The organism is Paucibacter hankyongi, assembly GCF_037482915.1.
In the GTDB taxonomy this organism is placed as follows: domain Bacteria; phylum Pseudomonadota; class Gammaproteobacteria; order Burkholderiales; family Burkholderiaceae_C; genus Paucibacter_A; species Paucibacter_A hankyongi.
In genome coordinates this window covers 331,662-350,563 of record NZ_JBBHJX010000001.1, presented here as the reverse complement: position 1 = coordinate 350,563, position 18,902 = coordinate 331,662, and the positions used below count along the sequence as shown (strand labels likewise).

Sequence of the window (18,902 nt, the reverse complement as noted above, 5' to 3'; positions counted from 1 at the left end):
GCGCCAAAAATACCCATTCACCGCGGGCAAACCCGGGCAAAAACGCCCCACTTTCAGGGGGCGGAATGCTTAAATGAACAATAGATAAACAGCAGCTTAAATTGCGCTGAAAAACAGCATTAGCTGCCCGCCAGCTTCATCTTGGAAAGCAGCACCGAACCAATCGTTTTGCCACCCATCGTGTAGGTATCGCAGCCAATGCCAATGATGTTCTGGAACATCTCGCTCAAATTGCCGGCGATCGTCACCTCATGGACGGGGAAGGCGATCTCGCCCTGCTCCACCCAGTAGCCGCTAACACCGCGCGAGTAGTCGCCGGTCACGTAGTTGACGCCCTGCCCCATCAACTCGGTGACAAAAAGGCCGGTCCCGAGACGGCGCAACATCGTCTTCAAATCGTCGCCGGGCGCCGTCCAACGCGAAGTCATGCGCAGATTGTGCGAGCCGCCGGCGTGACCGGTCGTACGCATACCCAATTTGCGGGCCGAATACGTCGACAAGAAGTAGCCCTGCAAAACGCCGGCCTCCACCACAGTACGCGGCCGCGTGGTGACCCCTTCATCGTCGAACGGGGCGCTGCCCTTACCCTTGATTTCATGTGGGTTCTCATGAATATCGATGTGCGGCGCAAGCACCGGCTTACCCAGACTGTCCAGCAAGAAACTGGCACGACGGTACAAGGAGCCGCCACTGGTGGCCTGGACCAGCGCCCCCAAAAGGCCGGCTGCCACCGTGCTCTCGAACAAAACCGGCACCTCGGCCGTTGCCACGCGGCGCGACTTCAATCGGGCCAAGGCCCGCTCGGCTGCATAACGCCCAATGGCCTCGGCAGAACTCAGGTCCGCAGCGTCGCGCATCGAGCTGTACCAAGAGTCCCGCTGCATCTGCACGCCGCGGCCGGCAATCGGTGCCACCGAGATCGAGTGCCGCGAACTGGCGTAGCCCCCGCGAAAGCCGCGGCTATTGCCCAAATAAAAATGCGACTGCTGCGCCGACACAGCGGCGCCCTCGCTATTGCTGATGCGTCGATCGACGGCAAACGCTGCGGCCTCGCAACGCAAGGCCAACTCACCCGCCGCTTGGGCGTCAATGGCCCAGGGGTGGAACAAGTCCAAGGCGGGCCGGCTGCTGGCATCGAGCGACAAGTCTTCTTCGTCAGGCAGGCCGGCCACCGGATCTTCGGCGGTGAAGCGGGCAATATCAAAGGCCGCCCGCACGGTGTCTTGCAGGGCCTTGGGCGAAAAGTCCGAGGTGCTGGCATTACCGCGTCGCTGACCGACATAGACCGAAACGCCCAGTGACTTGTCGCGGTTGCGCTCGACGTTTTCCAGGCTCCCCATGCGCGTGGAAACCGACAGGCCACAGCCCTCGGAGACCTCGGCGCCGGCGTCGGATGCACCAAGCTTCTTGGCCTCGGCCAACACGTCTTCGATCAATTGCTGGAATTGATCCACCCGGTAAGCAAAGCCGCTGCCGCCGGTCGGACCGGATTCGGCATTGCTGCTGGCGCTGGGGCGTGAAGAGGGCTTGACGAGCTTGGACATGGAATGATGAGCCGGATAATGGAAAAGCGGCGCAGCCGTCGGCTGAACACCGGATGCTGCGCTGAGAATCAGAACTGGGGGACAATCATACGAGCCACCGAGCCACGCTGCGCGTGCCGCCAGTCTCAGATGCGACCTCATCCAGCCAACAGGCTGCACAGTCCCAACTCAGATGCCCAGCACAGATACGCCAGCGCCCCTCCATTCAGCCCCGATAGCACCATGAGAACACAAGAAGAATTCGCAGCCGAGGACGACGACTTCGATCGTCCCAGCAAAAGCCAACTCAAGCGCGACATGACCGAGTTGCAGGCTTTGGGTGAAGAGCTGCTGACCCTGCCGGCCAGCCGCCTTGAGCCCCTGGCGCTGCCGGAGATTCTGTCCGACGCTTTGCGCGCCGCCAAGAAAATCACCTCGCATGAAGGCCGCCGGCGCCAGATGCAATACATCGGCAAGCTGATGCGCCGGATCGACCCTGAGCCGCTGCGTGAAGCGGTGGCCGCCTTCAAACTGGGCCACGCCAAGGACAGCCTGGCCCTGCACCAAAGTGAGCGTTGGCGCGAGCGCCTGTTGGCAGACGACAGCGCGTTGCAGCAGTTCATCAACGAACATGAAGGCATTGATGTGCAGCAGCTGCGCAGCTTGGTACGCGCCGCCCGCAAGGATGCGGCCGCGGCCCCCGAGCAACGCTCCGGCCGCGCCTTCCGCGATTTATTCCAGTTCATCAAAACCGAGCAATTGCGCGGCTCGCCGGACGAAAACTCGGCCGAGGACTCGGCCGATGAGTGAGTCAAGCCAGACCGCACCGGAGGCGGTCCGCATCGGTATCGTGTCGATCAGCGACCGCGCCTCCAGCGGGGTCTACGAGGACAAGGGTCTGCCAGCACTGCAGGACTGGTTAGGCAAGGCCTTGCACAACCCGATTCACTTTGAAGCCCGCCTGATCCCCGATGAGCGCGACTTGATCGCGCAGACCCTGCGTGACTTGGTGGACGGCGCCGCTTGCGATCTGGTCTTGACCACCGGCGGCACCGGCCCCGCCTTGCGTGATGTGACACCCGAAGCCACGCTCGACGTGGCCGACAAGGAGATGCCCGGCTTTGGCGAGCAGATGCGGCAGATCTCGCTGCGCTTTGTGCCGACGGCCATCCTGTCGCGCCAGGTGGCGGTGATTCGCGGCAAGGCCTTGATCATCAATCTGCCTGGCCAGCCCAAGGCGATTGCGGAAACGCTGGCAGGCTTGAAAGACGCCGAAGGCAAGCAGTTGGTGGACGGCATCTTTGCGGCCGTGCCTTACTGCATCGACTTGATCGGTGGCCCCTATCTGGAAAGCCGCGAAGAGATTGTGCGCGCCTTCCGACCCAAGTCGGCCCAGCGCCCTGCCCGCAGCGCAGGCTGAGCGCTCTCGGCGCACTGCCGCCGCACTTACTCCTTGACCAAACGGGTCAAGGAGGCGGCGTCAAAGGCCTCGTCCTGCTGTGCATCCTGGGGCACGCAATCACCCACCGGGGAACGCGAGGCCGCCGACAACTTGCACACTGCCTGCCAGAGCAGCGCAATCTGGTGCTCATGACCCGCGGCGTTGTCGATCAGGCCTCGCAGCGCCTGGGCCATCGGGTCGTCACCCTGGCTGACACCATAGGCCGAGAAACCCATCTTGGCCGCGGCCTCTTCGCGTTTGACATCGGCCTTGGCTTCGATGATGCGGGCTGGGTTGCCCACTGCGGTGGCGCCGGGCGGCACCGGCTTGGTCACCACAGCCCCCGAACCGACACGTGCGCCGGCCCCCACGGTGAAGCCGCCCAAGACGCAAGCATTGGCGCCGATGATGACGCCCGCCTCCAGCGTTGGATGCCGCTTGGCACCCTTCACCAAGGCGGTACCGCCCAGGGTCACGCCTTGATAAATTGTGCAGCCTTCGCCGATCTCGGCCATTTCGCCAATGATGACACCCATGCCGTGGTCAATGAAGACCTTGCGAGCAATGGTGGCCCCCGGGTGAATCTCGATGCCGGTCAAGAAACGATTGCAATGCGAGATGAAGCGCCCCAGCCATTTCAGGCCATGAGTCCAGCACCAATGTGCGCGTCTATGCAAGATCAAGGCATGCAGACCCGGGTAACAGGTCAAGACCTCCCAAGCCGTGCGGGCGGCAGGGTCGCGTTCAAGAATGCAGGCAATGTCTTCGCGGATGCGCTGGAACATGAGGACTCGGGTGAAAAGGTGGCTGGCCAGTTTAGCGGTGCGTTTCAATCTTCGCTGGCGACGGTATCGCTACGGCCCTGGGGTGGGCGCTTGGCATGCGGGCTGCGCGGGACTTCGACCATCGCGCGGGCAATGCCGCGGAAGATTTGCACCTCTTCATTCGTCAGGTGCGCACGATTGAACAACTGATTCAAACGTGGAATCAATTTCTTCGGTGCAGCGGGGTCCAAATAGCCAATGGCCTCCAACGAACTCTGCAAATGCGCCAGCAGACCCTGCACGCCTTTCGCATCGGCGTAATTGGGGTCTTCCGTGCGCGGCGCCACCGTGAAGCCGCCGAGCGCCTGGCGCCAGTCATAAGCCAAGAGTTGCACGGCCTGGGCCAGGTTCAATGAGCCGTAATCCGGATGCGTCGGGATCGACAGCACCGCGTGGCAACGATAGACATCTTCGTTGCTCATGCCATAGCGCTCGGAACCAAACACCAAGCCAAGCTTGTGCTGGCCCGCCGCCAATTCCGCAAACAAGGCCCGCGGCTCCCGCACGGGCGGCCCAAAGTCGCGGGGCGTCATCGCCGTGGCGCAGGCGAAGCTGACACCGTCAAGCGCCTCCTCCAGCGATTCGACGATGCGGGCGCGGGCAAGGATGTCGGCCGCGCCGCTCGCCATGGCCACTGTTTCTTCCTGACACAGCACATCCGCAAAACGCGGCTTGACCAGCACCAGGTCCGAAAAACCCATCACCTTCATGGCGCGGGCGGTCGCCCCGACATTGCCGGCGTGGCTGGTCTGAATCAGGATAAATCGTGTCATATCAACGCGGACATCACATCCAAAGCGCTTTGGCATTTGGAGGATTTGGGCTCGCTCGGCTAAAATGCGGGATTATCCTGAGTCCGGGCCTAGTCCCCGGGACCGGGTCGCTCTTTTTTTCCGCCAGTCCACCTCCCGAGTCCATGGTCACAAGCCATGCACCAGGCCAACCAAGGTTTTTACGAATGACGCAGCAAGCTTCACTCCATCCCATGCTCAATGTCGCCATCAAGGCGGCGCGTGCGGCCGGTGCCATCATCAACCGCGCCTCCATGGACCTCGACATCCTGAAGATCAACACCAAGTCGCCCAATGACTTTGTGACCGAGGTGGACCAAGCTGCCGAAAAAATCATCATCGAAACGCTGCTGCAAGCCTACCCCGACCATGGCATCCTCGCCGAAGAGTCGGGCCGCGAGCATGGCGCCAAGCATTCTGAATACGTCTGGATCATCGATCCGCTCGACGGCACCACCAACTTCATCCACGGCCTGCCGATGTACTGCGTATCGATCGCGCTGGCGCACCGTGGCGTGGTGCAACAAGCCGTTGTGTACGACCCCACCCGCAACGACCTTTTCTACGCCACCAAGGGTCGCGGCGCCTTCATGAATGACCGCCGCCTGCGCGTTTCCAAGCGCACCCGCATGAGCGACGCCTTGATCGGCACCGGCTTCCCCTTCCGTCGCGGCGACAACTTCAAGCGCTATATGAAGATGTTCGAAGCGGTGATGGTCGAATGCGCCGGCCTGCGCCGCCCGGGCGCTGCGGCCTTGGACCTCTGCTATGTGGCCGCCGGCTACTACGACGCCTTCTTTGAAACCGGTCTGCAACCTTGGGACGTGGCAGCCGGCTCCTTGATCATCACCGAGGCTGGTGGCCTGGTGGGCAACTTCACCGGCGAATCCGACTTCCTGCACCAGCGCGAAGTGGTGGCTGGCAGCCCCAAGATCTACGGCCAACTGGTCACCATCCTGGCGCCTTACACACGCGTGATCGCCGCCGACGGGGAAGGCTCGGCAACGGAAGCGAACGATGGAACACCGGCACCCGACGCAGCCGTGGCCGCCTTGTCGGCCAGCGTTGCTGCCGAGCCGAAAAAGCGCAGCAGCGTGCGCATTCGCAAAACCAGTAGCGACAACGCAAACTGATCCCAGCGCGGCAAGCCCGCGCTAAACAACGATGCCCTGCCCCAGAGCTCTGGCGCAGGGCATTGTCGTTTTTGCAGCGAGTCCAGCGCAGATAACGGGAGCCCCGCTTGCCAAGCAAAGTTGGCACGGCGACGATAGGGGCCGAGTTCAAGCCCAACCCCGGCGCCTAACTCCTTGCGGTGCACGCCATTGGGCGACTGCGCGGGAAGCTACTGGCCGTCGACCTTGGAGACCGCATGCTTGCAGACCAGCGCCCCACCGTTCTGATCGTTGATGACTCTGACATCAACCTCTGCATGTTGAATGAGCTGCTGCAAACCGACTACCGTGTGCTGGCCTGCACCAGCGGCCCTGACGCGCTGCAATTGAGTCAGCAGTTACCGCGCCCCGACCTCATCCTGCTCGACGTCCAAATGCCCGAGATGGACGGCTTTGCCGTGCTAGCCACCTTGCGCACCGACCCGGCAACGACCGACATCCCGGTGATCTTTCTCACCGCCTTGACGGACTCAAGCGATGAAGAGCGCGGCCTGCATCTGGGCGCCGCCGACTACATCACCAAGCCATTCAAGCCTTCTGTGGTCTTGGCCCGCGTGCGCAGCCAAATTGAAGCCAAGCGGGCGCGTGACTGGCTGCAGGATCAAAACAGCTTGCTCGAGGCCGAGATCTCGCGGCGCATGGCGGAAAACGACCAGACCCAGCGCGTCAGCATCCGCGCGCTGGCGCACCTGGCCGAAATCCGCGACCCCGAAACCAGCAACCATTTGCTGCGCACACAAAACTACGTCTGGATGCTGGCCCTGCGACTGCGTGAGCACCCCGACTTTCGCGATGCACTCAGCGACCGCTACATCCACCTGCTGACCCTGTCCACGCCGCTACACGATATCGGCAAGGTCGGCATCCCCGACAGCATCCTGTTCAAGCCCGGACCACTGGATGCCGAGCAATGGCAGGTCATGCGGACCCACTCGATGCAGGGCTGCAAAGCCATCGAGTTGGCCGAGCGCGACATCGACATGCCGCTTGAATTCCTGAAGGTGGCCAAAGAGATTGTTCGCTCGCACCACGAAAAATGGGACGGCAGCGGCTACCCCGACGGGCTTGCCGGCGCCGCCATACCAATCTCGGCGCAGCTGATGGCCATGGCGGATATGTTTGACGCGCTGATCAGCAAACGCGTCTACAAATCAATGATGAGCACCGAGGAAGCGCGCGCGATCATCATGGGCTGCAGCGGCAAGGACTTCGACCCGCGTTTGGTCGAGGTCTTCAAGGCTTGTTTCGATGACTTTGTCGCCATCGCCGAACGCTTCAGCGAAGACTGACCCGTCTCAAGCCTTGCACCTGCGCCTCCTACGGGCGCATTAATCTGCAGGTTGCAGGCTTGCGATCGCGGAGTGCATTACCCTAGCGCGCCGAACACTTCGCCGCCAGCAACAACCCCACTCACCCCCATGCCCGACGCCCCACTGTTTGAACTGAAAAATGCCGCCAGCGTTGACACCGCGCAGTTGCATGCGAGCGTTAGCGAAGCCTTTGCCGACTATCTCATTGGCCCTTTCGATGTAGAGCTTGCGCAGTGGCCACAGTTGCTGGCCCGCCAATGCATAGCTCTTTCATTGAGCCAGGTCGCCTTGAGTGCACAGTTGACTGAACAGCAGGTTCTGGCCTTTGCCTTGGCGGCCCCGCGCACCGATTTATCGGTGTGGCGGCTTGCCAGCATGGGGGCGGTGCCGGCCGCGCGCGGCAGTGGCGCCGCGCCTCGTCTTTTGGATGACTTCATTGCCCGCGCCGAAGCGGCGGGCATGCAAGAGGTGGAACTGGAAGTCTTCGCCCAGAACGAACGTGCCTTGCGGCTCTACCAAAGCCGCGGTTTCAAGGCCTTGCACGAGTTGCATGGCTACGAGGCGGAACCCTTGGGGTCACTGGCGCCGAGCACGGCACCGCTCGAATGCCCGACCGAAGCCGAAGAGCTGCAACTGAGCCGTGAGCAGGCCTTGGCGTGGCTGCAACAGGCGGAGCGCGAGCATTTTCGCGACCTGCCACTGCAAGTGACGGCCGCCGTGCTGGCCACCAACAGTCAGCCGCTACAAGCCTGGCAACTGGGCAGCGCGCTGCTGGTCTTCCATCATGCGGACGCGGCGACGCTGCATATCGCCAGCCTGATTGACCGTGACCCGGCCCAAACCCATGCTTTGCACTTGCTGCGCCGCCTGCGCGCCCAACACTCCACGCTGCACTGCCGCGCACATGAATTGCATCGCGCCGACGTGGGCGGCCGCGCGATGCTTGAAGCCGGATTCACCCGCAGCCCCTTGCATCAACTGCTGATGCGGCGCTGCCTACGGGCCGGCTGACAGGGCTGAATCGAGCGCCGCCGCTGCCCCCCCCGCCCGTCAGGCGACGGCCCAGACTGGCCTACACTCCGGAACCCGGCCCGTATGCCCAAAAACAGCCAGCAACAAGGCCCTCGCTTGAGGGCCTTGCCCATTTTCATCACTTGCTCATGACCTCCAAGGCCCCACAAGACTTCAGCGCCCACACGCCCGTGATGGCCCAGTACCTCCGTATCAAGGCCGAACATCCGGATGAATTGGTGTTCTTTCGCATGGGCGACTTCTATGAGGTCTTCTTTGACGACGCCCGCAAGGCCAATGCGCTGCTGGACATCACCTTGACCGCGCGTGGACAGAGCGCCGGCCAGCCGGTGGTGATGGCCGGCATTCCGGTCAATGCTTTGGAAAGCTATCTGGCCAAGCTGATCAAGTTGGGTGAAGCGGTGGCAATCGCCGAGCAGGTCGGCGATGTCGCCACCAGCAAAGGGCCGGTCGAGCGCAAGGTGGTGCGCGTGGTCACGCCTGGCACCGTCACCGACAGCGAGTTGCTGGCGGACAAGCAGGACTCGGTCTTGCTCGCGGTGGTTCAGCAGGGCAAGAACCACGGGCTGGCCTGGTTGTCGATGACCCAAGGTCAGCTCGGGCTGGCCGAATGCAGCGACAAGGAACTGCCCTCCTGGTTGGCACGCTTGAGCCCGGCCGAGGTGCTGGTGGACCGCGAACGGCAGCCCGCTGGCGTGCTGGCCGCGCATGTGGCCATCACCAACCGCCCCAGTTGGCAGTTCGACAGCAATTTGGGCGCACGCAAGCTTTGCGAGCAACTCGGCGTGGCCAGCTTGGCCGGCTTCAATGCACATGAGTTGCAATCCGCCCATGCCGCTGCCGCGGCCTTGCTCAGCTATGCCGAACACACACAAGGCCGGGCGCTGGCCCATGTCAAAAGCCTGCAGGTGCAGCGCAGCAGCGATCTGCTCGACCTGCCACCGGCCACACAACGTAATCTCGAGTTAACACAGACCCTGCGCGGCGAAAGCGCACCGACGCTGATGTCCTTGCTGGACAGCTGCCGCACCGGCATGGGCAGCCGCGCGCTACGCCATTGGCTGCTGCACCCCAAGCGTGAGCGTGGCGAAGCGCTGGCGCGCCACGGCGCCATCGATGCCTTCCTGCGTGCTTCGCCGGAGGCGCTGCGCGAGGTCCTTCGCCAGGTGTCTGATGTGGAGCGAATCGCCGCCCGCATCGCGCTGCGCCAGGTGCGCCCGCGCGAGCTGACCGGCCTGCGCAGCACCCTGCAGTTGCTGCCCGCCCTGCAGCACACGCTGCCCGCCGGCAGCCCCTTGCTGGACGATTTGGCCCAGGGCCTGCGTGCCTCGCCCCATATCGAAGATCTGCTGAGTAAAGCCATTGCCGAAGAGCCGGCCGTGCTGGTGCGAGACGGCGGCGTGATCGCCGATGGCTTCGACACCGAGCTGGACGAGCTGCGAGCCATCCAGAACAACTGCGACGCCTTCTTGCTCGAGCTGGAAACGCGGGAACGCGCCCGCACCGGCATCCCGAATCTGCGCGTGCAGTTCAACCGGGTGCACGGTTTTTATATCGAGGTCACACAGGGTCAGGTCGACAAGGTGCCGCTGGACTATCAGCGCCGCCAGACGCTGAAAAATGCCGAGCGCTACATCACCCCCGAGCTGAAGGCCTTCGAGGACAAGGCCTTGTCGGCGCAGGAGCGCGCCTTGGCGCGTGAAAAGCTTCTGTACGAACTGCTGCTGGACCAACTGACCGAAGAGCTGCAAGCCTTGACGGCGCTGGGCCGCGCCCTGGCCAGCCTGGACGCCTTGGCCGCCCTGGCCGAGCGCGCTCATAGTCTGCGCTGGTGCCGCCCAGAGTTCGTCAACCAGCCCTGCATCGATATCATGGGCGGCCGCCATCCGGTGGTGGAGGCGCGCCTGCGTGAAACCGGCGCCGGCGAGTTCATGGCCAACGATTGCCGGCTCGACGCCCGCACCCGCATGCTGATGATCACCGGCCCGAATATGGGCGGCAAGAGCACCTTTATGCGCCAAGTGGCCTTGATCAGTCTGCTGGCGGCAATGGGCTCTTTTGTGCCCGCCAGCGCCTGCCGGCTGGGGCCGATGGATGCCATCCACACCCGCATCGGCGCCGCCGACGACCTAGCCAATGCGCAGTCGACCTTCATGCTGGAGATGACCGAGGGCGCGGCAATTCTGCACAGCGCCACCGATCAATCGCTGGTGCTGATGGACGAAATTGGCCGCGGCACCTCGACCTTTGACGGTCTGGCTCTGGCTGGCGCCATTGCCAGCCATTTGCACGACAAGAGCCGCTGCTTCACCCTGTTTGCCACCCACTATTTTGAATTGACCGAATTCCCGGCCAAACATACGCAGGCGATCAACTGTCATGTGGGCGCGGTGGAAAGCGGTGACTCGATCGTCTTCTTGCATGAGATTCAGCCGGGCCCAGCCAGCCGCAGCTACGGTGTGCAGGTGGCCCGTCTGGCCGGCATGCCGGCGAGTCTGGTGCGGCAAGCCCGCGCTACCTTGGAGGCATTGGAGGCCAAGGCGACTGACGCCAAGGTGCAGATTGACCTGTTCGCCGCGCCCCCCTTGCCCGAGCCCACTGTCACCGAGGAGACCAGTGCCTTGGCCCAAGCCATGGAAGATATCGACCCCGACGCCTTGAGCCCGCGCGATGCGCTGGCGCTGATCTATCAACTGAAGAAGTTGAGCAAGCCGGCGTCCAAGCCCTGATGGCGGAGGCCGCCGCGTGATGAGCGCGACGCCGGGACATATCGAGTACAGCAAGAACAGCATGAGCAGCCAGGCCAGTCCCTCCAAGACGATTGTTTTCTCCCACGCCAATGGGTTTGGCGCCGGTTGTTATCGCCTCTTGTTCGAAGCCTGGCGAAGCGCCGGTTGGACGGTTCATGCGCTACCGCTGATTGGCCATGATCCAGCCTTTCCGGTCACCAGCAACTGGCCGCATCTGCGCGATCAGTTGATTCATTTCATCGAAACTGAAATTGGCTCCAAGCCTGGCCCGGTGGTTTTGGTTGGGCATTCACTCGGCGGCTTACTCAGCCTTTTGGTCGCTTGCCGCCGCCCCGATCTAGCCCAAGCCTTGGTGATGCTGGACTCACCGCTGCTGACCGGCTGGCGCGCCCATAGCGTGCGGGCCATGAAGGCCTCTCGCCTGATGCCGCGTCTGTCGCCGGGCCGGGTATCGCGTCAGCGTCGCCATGAATGGCCGGACCGCCAGGCAGTGTTGGCGCATTTCGCCGCCAAACATAAATTTGCACGCTGGGACCCGCGTGTGTTGAAGGACTATGTGGAGAGCGGCTTTGAAGAGCGCGCCGATGGCAAGACTCATCTGCGCTTTCGGCGCGAGTTGGAAACCCATATCTACGACACCCTGCCGCATCACCTGGGCCGCGTGATGCAGCACCATCCGCCGCAATGCCCGGTCGGCTTTATCGCCGGCACCGAGTCGGAAGAGTTGCGCCAAGCCGGCAGCGGCGCCAGCAAAGCCTTGGCACAACAGCACTTTGCCTGGATGGATGGCTCGCACCTCTACCCCTTCGAACGCCCCGATGAGACGGCCGCCTTGGTGCTACAAATGCTCAAAGTGATGCTACCGACCGAGCTGAGTCCAAAATCCGACGATTCCGCTCCTCTATAATCGCGCTTTACCACCACAGCGTTTTTGATGGACGCTGCAAGACATGACCAAATACGTCTACGTCACGGGCGGTGTGGTGTCCTCACTCGGCAAGGGCATCGCATCAGCTTCACTGGCTGCCATTCTCGAATCTCGCGGCCTCAAGGTCACCCTGATCAAGCTCGATCCCTACATCAATGTGGATCCGGGCACGATGTCCCCCTTCCAGCACGGCGAGGTGTTCGTCACCGAAGACGGCGCGGAAACCGACCTCGATCTGGGCCACTACGAGCGCTTCATCACCACGCGCATGAAGCGCGCCAATAACTTCACCACCGGACAGATCTATATGTCGGTGCTGGAGAAGGAACGCCGCGGCGACTACCTCGGCAAGACCGTTCAGGTGATTCCGCACATCACCAACGAGATCCAAGACTTCGTGCGTCGTGGCGCCGGTGTCGGCACTGCCGATGCGGTCGATGTGGCCATTGTTGAAATCGGCGGCACCGTCGGTGACATCGAATCGCTGCCCTTCCTGGAAGCGGCGCGTCAGATGAGCCTGAAGGCCGGCCCGAACAATGTCGCCTTTGTGCATCTGTCCTATGTGCCTTGGATCGCCGCTGCCGGCGAATTGAAGACCAAGCCGACCCAGCACACGGTGCAGAAAATGCGCGAAATCGGCATTCAGCCCGACGCGTTGCTGTGCCGCGCCGACCGCCGCATTCCGGACGACGAGCGCGAAAAGATTTCGCTCTTCACCAATGTGCCCGAGTACGGCGTGATCTCGATGTGGGATGTGGACACCATCTACAAAGTACCCCGCATGCTGCACGAGCAAGGTCTAGATCAGCTGATCTGCACCAAGCTGCAACTCAACACCAAGTCCACCGACCTGAAGCGTTGGGACACCCTGGTGCACGAGGTGCTGAACCCGGCCAAGAACGTCACCATCGCCATGTGCGGCAAGTACACCGACTTGAGCGACTCCTACAAGTCGCTCAACGAGGCGCTGCGCCACGCCGGCATCCACAACCACGCTCGCGTCAATATCGAGTATGTGGATTCGGAGCTGCTGAGTGCGGCCAACATCGACCAACTGAAGCAGTACGACGCCATCCTGGTGCCCGGCGGCTTCGGCAAGCGCGGCGTGGAAGGCAAGATCTTGGCGGCTCAATATGCCCGCGAACACAAGATGCCCTACCTGGGAATCTGCCTGGGCATGCAGGTCGCAACGATTGAATACGCGCGCCATATGGCGGGCCTGAGCGGCGCCAACTCGACCGAGTTTGACCCCGAGACCCCGCACCCGGTGATCGCCTTGATCGACGAGTGGCAAGACGCCGACGGCAGCATTCAAAAGCGCGACGAGAAGTCCAATCTGGGCGGCACCATGCGCCTGGGCGCCCAGAGCTCTGACGTAGCCCCCGGCACCCTGGCCCATGACATCTATGGCCCCGTGGTCAGCGAGCGCCACCGGCACCGCTACGAGGCCAATGAGCATTACCTCGATCAATTGCAAAAAGCGGGCTTGGTCATCTCGGCCATCACCCAGCGCGAGAAGCTGACCGAGATGGTGGAGTTGCCCCGCACGGTTCACCCCTGGTATGTGGGCGTGCAGTTCCACCCCGAGTTCAAGTCCACCCCTTGGGACGGCCACCCGCTGTTCACCGCCTTCATCAAGGCGGCGCTGGACCACCAACAGCCCTGAAGGAATCTAGCTCATGATGCTTTGCGGTTTTGAGGTCGGCATCGACCGGCCTTTCTTCTTGATCGCCGGTACCTGCTCGATCGAGGGGCTGGAAATGTCCCTCGACGTCGCCGGCCAACTGAAGGAAGTCTGCACGGCCCTGGGCATTCCGCTGATCTACAAGGGCTCCTTCGACAAGGCCAACCGCTCCTCGGGCTCGACCCGGCGCGGTGTGGGCATTGACGCGGGCCTGAAAATCTTGGACGAGGTGCGCAAGCAACTGCAACTGCCCATCATCACCGATGTGCATGATGAGTCGCAGGTGGCCGAAGTCGCCAGCGTGGTTGACGTGTTGCAGACCCCTGCGTTTTTGTGCCGCCAGACGGACTTCATCCGCGCAGTGGCCAAGTCTGGCAAGCCGGTCAATATCAAGAAGGGGCAGTTCCTGGCCCCTTGGGACATGAAGAACGTCATCGACAAGGCCCGCGACGCTGCGCGCGAAGCCGGCCTGTCGGAAGACCGCTTCCTAGCCTGTGAGCGCGGCGTTAGCTTTGGTTACAACAACCTAGTTGCCGACATGAGCAGCCTGGCCGAGATGCGCAAGTCCGGCGCACCGGTGGTGTTTGATGTGACCCACTCGGTGCAAAAACCCGGTGGTCAAGGCACCAGCAGCGGCGGCGCCCGCGAAATGGTGCCGGTGCTGGCGCGTGCCGGTGTCGCTGCCGGTGTGGCGGGTCTCTTCATGGAAACCCACCCGCGCCCGCAAGAGGCCTGGTCTGATGGGCCCAACGCCGTGCCGCTGAAGCATATGCGCGCCTTGCTGGAGCAACTGGTGGCCCTCGACCGCGTGGTCAAGAGCCAGCCGCTGCTTGAGAACGACTTCAGCTGCTAAGTTGAAGTCATTCCGCAAAACTGGCTTCGGATCCTGATTCCCTTGTGCAAAACGAATCCAAGGCCTGAACTGGCCACCTTGGCGTAAGCCTCCCTACCCAAGCCACCTTAGTCAATCATCCATGAGCGCCTACATCCTCGCCGACGTCACCGTCACCAACCCCGAGCAGATGGCCAAATACCGCGAATGGTCCACCCGTGCCATGCAAGAGCATGGCGCCGAGGTGCTGGTGCGCGGAGGCGAGTTCGAGGTCCTGGAAGGCCCTTGGACGCCCAGCCGCTTGGTCCTGCTGCGCTTTACAGACCGGACCACGGCCAAAGCTTTTTATGACTCCGAGACCTATCAGCATGCCAAGTCCTTGCGTGAGAACGCCGGCGTGATGCGCATGGTGGTGGTGGACGGCGTTTGATTCCACGCGATTGTTCAGCGCAGGTAACTGCCAGCTGGCAAGATGCATCCCGACAGAATTTTTGACCTTTTGGAGACCTTGAATGAGTGCCATTGTTGACATCGTCGGCCGCGAAATCCTGGACAGCCGCGGCAACCCCACCGTCGAGTGCGATGTGTTGTTGGAATCCGGCGTGATGGGCCGTGCTGCTGTGCCCTCGGGCGCATCGACCGGTTCGCGTGAAGCGATCGAGCTGCGCGACGGCGACAAGAGTCGCTACCTCGGCAAGGGCGTGTTGAAGGCCGTCGAGCACATCAACACCGAAATCTCCGAAGCCGTGCTGGGCCTGGATGCTTCCGAGCAAGCTTTCTTGGACCGTACCCTGATCGACCTGGACGGCACCGAGAACAAGAGCCGCCTGGGCGCCAATGCGATGCTGGCGGTGTCGATGGCCGTGGCCCGCGCTGCGGCCGAAGAGTCGGGCCTGCCGCTGTACCGTTACTTCGGCGGCATGGGTGCCTGCCAGTTGCCCGTGCCCATGATGAACGTCATCAATGGCGGCGCGCACGCCAACAACACGCTCGATCTGCAAGAGCTGATGATCATCCCGGTTGGCGCACCGACCTTCCGCGAAGCAATCCGTTGGGGCGCCGAAGTGTTCCACGCGCTGAAGAAGATCCTGCATGACAAGGGCATCAGCACGGCCGTCGGCGACGAGGGCGGCTTCGCCCCCAGCGTTGAGAGCCATGAGGCCGCCATCCAGATGATTCTGGAAGCGATCGACAAGGCCGGCTACACCGCCGGCGAGCAAATCGCCATTGGCCTGGACTGCGCCGCCAGCGAGTTCTACAAAGACGGCAAGTACCACCTCGAAGGCGAAGGCCTGAGCCTGACGGCCCAAGAGTGGACCGATATGCTGGCCACCTGGGTCGACAAATACCCCATCATCTCGATCGAAGACGGCATGGCCGAAGGCGACTGGGACGGATGGAAGCTGCTGACCGATCGCCTGGGCAAGAACGTGCAGATCGTTGGCGACGACTTGTTCGTCACCAACACCAAGATCCTCAAGGAAGGCATCGACAAGGGCATCGCCAACTCGATCCTGATCAAGATCAACCAGATCGGCACCCTGACCGAGACCTTCGCCGCCATCGAGATGGCCAAGCGCGCCGGCTACACCGCCGTGATTTCGCACCGCTCGGGCGAAACCGAAGACAGCACGATCTCCGACATCGCCGTCGGCCTGAACGCTGGCCAAATCAAGACTGGCTCGTTGAGCCGCTCGGACCGCATGGCCAAGTACAACCAGCTGCTGCGCATCGAAGAAGATCTGGGCGACATCGCTGTCTACCCCGGTCGTTCGGCCTTCTACAACCTGCGTTGATGGGGTCCAGCCCGACGGCTTGAGTGCGACTCAGCCGCTGGGCTACACTGCGCGCGTGAAAACGATCAGCCTGCTTCTCGTCGCCTTCTTGCTGGCCATCCAGGCCCAACTCTGGTTGGGCAAGGGTGGCTTGCCGCGTGGCGTGCAGTTGCGCGCTGAGGTGGCTCATTTCGAAGCCGAGAACGACAAGGCGCGGCTGCGCAATGCCCAACTCGAAGCCGAATTGCGCGACCTTCGAGAGGGTCTCGAGATGGTCGAAGAGAAAGCCCGCTTCGAACTCGGCATGATCAAGCCGGACGAAATCTACGTCCAGGTGCGCCGTTAAGGCGAACCGCTTTTTCGCCTCCTTTTCCTTCCCGACATTCTTCGAGCATGGACGCGCTGCTGCTGAAGCTGCAACCGCTGCTCCTGCCGGCCTTTGAGCTGCTGGGCAGCCCGATCACCTGGATAGAACTGCTCGCCTTTGCGCTGGCCGTGTGGATGGTCGTCTGCAATATGCGCGTCCATATCTTGGCCTGGCCGCTGGCGATTGCCAGCTCGCTGCTTTACTTTCTGCTCTTCTGGAGCGGCAAGCTGTACGGGGAAGCCTCCTTACAGCTGCTGTTCGCCGCGCTGGCGCTATGGGGTTGGTGGCAATGGATGCGTGGCAAGGGCGATGATGGCGCGGCTTTGCGCGTGCGCAGGCTCAGCCCACAAGGGCTGGCGGCCGCGGTGGCGGCCACCCTCTTGGCCTGGCCGGCGCTGGGCCTGTTCCTGCAACATCAGACCGACTCCCCCTTGCCATTCTGGGACGCCTTGCCCACGGTCGCCAGCCTCTTGGGGCAATGGTTGCTGGCGCGCAAATACCAAGAAAACTGGACGGTATGGGTGCTTGTCAATGTGGTCAGCGTAGCCTTGTTTGCCTACAAGGGTTATTGGTTGACCGTGGTTCTTTACGCGGTCTTCATTCCGATGTCGGTGGCCGGCTGGCGTGCCTGGGCGCGCCATGTCCGGCCGGCGCCGGCGCTCGCGCAATGATGAACACCGCTCGCCTCAAAAACCAGCCGTGAGCGCCCTGCTGATCGCCATTGTCGGCGCCGAGAGCACCGGCAAAAGCACCCTCGCGCAAGACCTGACCCTGCGCCTCAACGAGGCCACCGGACTGCGCTGCGGCTTGGTGCACGAACATCTGCGCGAATGGTGCGACACCCAGGGCCGCACACCGCGCGCCGACGAACAGGCGCAGATCGCCGCCGAACAAAGCGCGCGCATCGAGGTGGCAGCGCTGCAGCACGACATCGTCATCTGTGACACCAGCGCGCTGATGACCGCGATCTACAGCCAATACCTGTTTGCCGACGCCTCGCTGCTACAGGCTGGCCTAGCCTTTCACCGCCGTTGCGCCCTCACCCTCTTGACCGCGCTCGATCTGCCGTGGGTGGCGGACGGCCTGCAACGCGACGGAGCCCATGTTCGCCGCCCGATCGACGCGGCAATTCGTGCCGCGTTGATGAGTGCCGGCTTGAACTGGGCGGTAGTGGCCGGCAGCGGCCCGGCGCGGCTTGAGGCGGCATTGAATGCCATCACGCCCTTGCTGAAGCGGCGGCAACAGCCGCGCCCGGGACTGTTCAGCCGCCTCAGCGAACGTCAAGAGTCGCTGCCCGAGTGGCGCTGGTCTTGCGACAACTGCGACGTGCCGGAATGCGAGCACCGCAGCTTCAAGCGTTAAATCGCCGCCAACGCTAAGCCCTCACACCGTCGCACCATCACTGACCCAGGCAAAGCCCCAAGCCGTGCGCAGCCACCAGCAGCGGATGATCCAGCGGAACCCGCCGGTTCCCTCCCTCGGCCACCCGTGACATGGGAACATCGGTCAGCGCGCCGCCCTGCAAGGCCACCATATGCCCAAAGCGCCCCTGCCTGATCATCTGCGCGGCATGGCTGCCAAACTGGGTGGCCAAGATGCGGTCAAAGGCCGTCGGCGCCCCCCCGCGCTGTACATGACCCAATAGCGTTGACCTCACCTCGCTGCCCAGGCGCGCCTGCAACTGCTGGGCCAATACCGCCCCCACCCCGCCGAGGCGAAGCGGATCGGGGCTGTCGCGCAGCGTCTGGCTGACCACCATGCCGGCATCTCGCGGATGAGCACCCTCGGCAATGCAAATCAGCGTGTGGCCGGCCTGTGCCTCACGACGTCGGCAGAACTCGGCCACCACCTCGACGTCATAGGGCAACTCCGGCAGCAGGATCACATCCGCAGCGCCGGCAATGCCACCCTCCAGCGCGATCCACCCGGCATAACGCCCCATCGTCTCGGCAATCATCACGCGGCCATGGCTGCGCGCGGTGGTCTCCAGGCGATCCAGGGCCTCGGTGACGACCGCCACCGCGCTGTCAAAGCCGAAGCTGCGCTCGGTCAAGGGCAAGTCGTTGTCAATGGTCTTGGGCACGCCCACCACCGGCAGGCCCAGGCGGCTCAGCCGCTCGGCAATGGCCATCGAGCCATCGCCCCCGATGACCACCACAGCATCCAGGCCCAGCTCCTGCACATAGGACAACAAGCGCGCCGAGACATCGGCGCCGCCCTCGGCGAAATAGTGAAATGGATCGCAGCGGTTATGGGTACCCAGGATGGTGCCGCCCTGCGCCAGAATGCCGCCGACGACAGCGCGGTCCAAGGCCAGGACACGCCGCTCTATCAGGCCCAAGAAACCCTGCCGAATGCCGGTCACCCGGGCGCCGCAGTCATTGATCAGGGCCAGGCTGACGGCGCGGATCACCGCATTCAGGCCTGGGCAATCGCCACCGCCGGTGAGGATACCGATATGCATAGTGCGCCT

General features: G+C 62.9%; 18 protein-coding genes. 14 read left to right on the top strand and 4 right to left on the bottom strand.

All coding sequences use genetic code 11. The annotated features are described in order from the left end of the window. Positions 1–119: 119 nt before the first annotated feature. A complete protein-coding gene (pmbA, locus tag WG899_RS01555; RefSeq protein WP_339593859.1) occupies positions 120–1,544 on the bottom strand; it encodes a metalloprotease PmbA in 1,425 nt (474 codons plus the stop codon). A gap of 222 nt (positions 1,545–1,766) precedes the next feature. On the opposite strand from pmbA, the gene yjgA reads away from it, so the two are divergent. Both yjgA and mog read left to right on the top strand, forming a co-directional pair. Next, positions 1,767–2,333 carry a ribosome biogenesis factor YjgA gene (gene yjgA, locus WG899_RS01550; protein ID WP_339593858.1) on the top strand — a complete coding sequence of 189 codons (567 nt, stop codon included), beginning with the start codon at positions 1,767–1,769 and terminating at the stop codon, positions 2,331–2,333. Beyond that, positions 2,326–2,943, top strand: coding sequence for a molybdopterin adenylyltransferase (gene mog, locus WG899_RS01545; RefSeq protein WP_339593857.1), 618 nt, complete (start codon positions 2,326–2,328; stop codon positions 2,941–2,943). Before yjgA ends, mog begins: the two co-directional genes overlap by 8 nt. 26 nt (positions 2,944–2,969) lie before the next feature. Here mog and cysE read toward each other — a convergent pair whose 3' ends face one another. Both cysE and WG899_RS01535 read right to left on the bottom strand, forming a co-directional pair. After that, positions 2,970–3,749: a serine O-acetyltransferase gene (gene cysE / locus WG899_RS01540; RefSeq protein WP_339593856.1), complete on the bottom strand. Its 780-nt coding sequence runs from the start codon at positions 3,747–3,749 to the stop codon at positions 2,970–2,972. Between the two features lie 44 nt (positions 3,750–3,793). Beyond that, positions 3,794–4,561: an RNA methyltransferase gene (locus WG899_RS01535; RefSeq protein ID WP_339593855.1), complete on the bottom strand. Its 768-nt coding sequence runs from the start codon at positions 4,559–4,561 to the stop codon at positions 3,794–3,796. Positions 4,562–4,746: 185 nt separating this feature from the next. On the opposite strand from WG899_RS01535, the gene WG899_RS01530 reads away from it, so the two are divergent. The 12 genes from WG899_RS01530 (at position 4,747) to WG899_RS01475 (ending at position 17,791) form a co-directional block, all read left to right on the top strand. Next, a complete protein-coding gene (locus WG899_RS01530; protein ID WP_339593854.1) occupies positions 4,747–5,712 on the top strand; it encodes an inositol monophosphatase family protein in 966 nt (321 codons plus the stop codon). Between the two features lie 236 nt (positions 5,713–5,948). After that, positions 5,949–7,040 (top strand): response regulator, encoded by a 1,092-nt coding sequence (locus WG899_RS01525; protein WP_339593853.1) that lies wholly within the window; start codon positions 5,949–5,951, stop codon positions 7,038–7,040. Between the two features lie 129 nt (positions 7,041–7,169). After that, positions 7,170–8,072, top strand: coding sequence for a GNAT family N-acetyltransferase (locus WG899_RS01520; RefSeq protein WP_339593852.1), 903 nt, complete (start codon positions 7,170–7,172; stop codon positions 8,070–8,072). Between the two features lie 149 nt (positions 8,073–8,221). Beyond that, on the top strand, positions 8,222–10,822 hold the full coding sequence (mutS, locus tag WG899_RS01515) for a DNA mismatch repair protein MutS (protein ID WP_339593851.1): 2,601 nt from the start codon (positions 8,222–8,224) through the stop codon (positions 10,820–10,822). Positions 10,823–10,841: 19 nt separating this feature from the next. Next, positions 10,842–11,750, top strand: coding sequence for an alpha/beta hydrolase (locus WG899_RS01510; protein ID WP_339593850.1), 909 nt, complete (start codon positions 10,842–10,844; stop codon positions 11,748–11,750). 43 nt (positions 11,751–11,793) lie between these two features. Then, positions 11,794–13,437, top strand: a complete 1,644-nt coding sequence (gene pyrG, locus WG899_RS01505) for a CTP synthase (protein WP_339593849.1) — start codon at positions 11,794–11,796, stop codon at positions 13,435–13,437. Between the two features lie 13 nt (positions 13,438–13,450). Beyond that, positions 13,451–14,308 carry a 3-deoxy-8-phosphooctulonate synthase gene (gene kdsA, locus WG899_RS01500; protein WP_339593848.1) on the top strand — a complete coding sequence of 286 codons (858 nt, stop codon included), beginning with the start codon at positions 13,451–13,453 and terminating at the stop codon, positions 14,306–14,308. A gap of 121 nt (positions 14,309–14,429) precedes the next feature. Next, the gene (locus WG899_RS01495) at positions 14,430–14,717 is read left to right on the top strand and encodes a DUF1330 domain-containing protein (RefSeq protein ID WP_339593847.1); all 288 of its coding nucleotides are present in this window, start codon (positions 14,430–14,432) and stop codon (positions 14,715–14,717) included. Between the two features lie 82 nt (positions 14,718–14,799). Continuing rightward, positions 14,800–16,083, top strand: a complete 1,284-nt coding sequence (eno, locus tag WG899_RS01490; protein ID WP_339593846.1) for a phosphopyruvate hydratase — start codon at positions 14,800–14,802, stop codon at positions 16,081–16,083. A gap of 55 nt (positions 16,084–16,138) precedes the next feature. Continuing rightward, positions 16,139–16,408: a septum formation initiator family protein gene (locus WG899_RS01485; protein WP_339593845.1), complete on the top strand. Its 270-nt coding sequence runs from the start codon at positions 16,139–16,141 to the stop codon at positions 16,406–16,408. Positions 16,409–16,455: 47 nt separating this feature from the next. Continuing rightward, the gene (pnuC, locus tag WG899_RS01480) at positions 16,456–17,100 is read left to right on the top strand and encodes a nicotinamide riboside transporter PnuC (RefSeq protein WP_339593844.1); all 645 of its coding nucleotides are present in this window, start codon (positions 16,456–16,458) and stop codon (positions 17,098–17,100) included. A gap of 28 nt (positions 17,101–17,128) precedes the next feature. Further along, positions 17,129–17,791, top strand: a complete 663-nt coding sequence (locus WG899_RS01475; RefSeq protein WP_339593843.1) for an AAA family ATPase — start codon at positions 17,129–17,131, stop codon at positions 17,789–17,791. A gap of 37 nt (positions 17,792–17,828) precedes the next feature. On the opposite strand, the gene WG899_RS01470 is transcribed toward WG899_RS01475, so the two are convergent. Further along, positions 17,829–18,893: a 6-phosphofructokinase gene (locus tag WG899_RS01470; protein WP_339593842.1), complete on the bottom strand. Its 1,065-nt coding sequence runs from the start codon at positions 18,891–18,893 to the stop codon at positions 17,829–17,831. Positions 18,894–18,902: the final 9 nt, after the last annotated feature.

Bases quoted from the DNA above. Each gene is read 5' to 3' on its own strand.
- pyrG (WP_339593849.1), top strand. From the start codon at position 11,794: ATGACCAAATACGTCTACGTCACGGGCGGTGTGGTGTCCTCACTCGGC.
- mutS (WP_339593851.1), top strand. From the start codon at position 8,222: ATGACCTCCAAGGCCCCACAAGACTTCAGCGCCCACACGCCCGTGATG.
- mog (WP_339593857.1), top strand. From the start codon at position 2,326: ATGAGTGAGTCAAGCCAGACCGCACCGGAGGCGGTCCGCATCGGTATC.
- WG899_RS01530 (WP_339593854.1), top strand. From the start codon at position 4,747: ATGACGCAGCAAGCTTCACTCCATCCCATGCTCAATGTCGCCATCAAG.
- WG899_RS01525 (WP_339593853.1), top strand. From the start codon at position 5,949: ATGCTTGCAGACCAGCGCCCCACCGTTCTGATCGTTGATGACTCTGAC.
- yjgA (WP_339593858.1), top strand. From the start codon at position 1,767: ATGAGAACACAAGAAGAATTCGCAGCCGAGGACGACGACTTCGATCGT.
- WG899_RS01535 (WP_339593855.1), bottom strand. From the start codon at position 4,561: ATGACACGATTTATCCTGATTCAGACCAGCCACGCCGGCAATGTCGGG.
- cysE (WP_339593856.1), bottom strand. From the start codon at position 3,749: ATGTTCCAGCGCATCCGCGAAGACATTGCCTGCATTCTTGAACGCGAC.
- WG899_RS01520 (WP_339593852.1), top strand. From the start codon at position 7,170: ATGCCCGACGCCCCACTGTTTGAACTGAAAAATGCCGCCAGCGTTGAC.
- WG899_RS01510 (WP_339593850.1), top strand. From the start codon at position 10,842: ATGAGCGCGACGCCGGGACATATCGAGTACAGCAAGAACAGCATGAGC.
- pmbA (WP_339593859.1), bottom strand. From the start codon at position 1,544: ATGTCCAAGCTCGTCAAGCCCTCTTCACGCCCCAGCGCCAGCAGCAAT.
- WG899_RS01495 (WP_339593847.1), top strand. From the start codon at position 14,430: ATGAGCGCCTACATCCTCGCCGACGTCACCGTCACCAACCCCGAGCAG.
- WG899_RS01470 (WP_339593842.1), bottom strand. From the start codon at position 18,893: ATGCATATCGGTATCCTCACCGGCGGTGGCGATTGCCCAGGCCTGAAT.
- eno (WP_339593846.1), top strand. From the start codon at position 14,800: ATGAGTGCCATTGTTGACATCGTCGGCCGCGAAATCCTGGACAGCCGC.
- pnuC (WP_339593844.1), top strand. From the start codon at position 16,456: ATGGACGCGCTGCTGCTGAAGCTGCAACCGCTGCTCCTGCCGGCCTTT.
- kdsA (WP_339593848.1), top strand. From the start codon at position 13,451: ATGATGCTTTGCGGTTTTGAGGTCGGCATCGACCGGCCTTTCTTCTTG.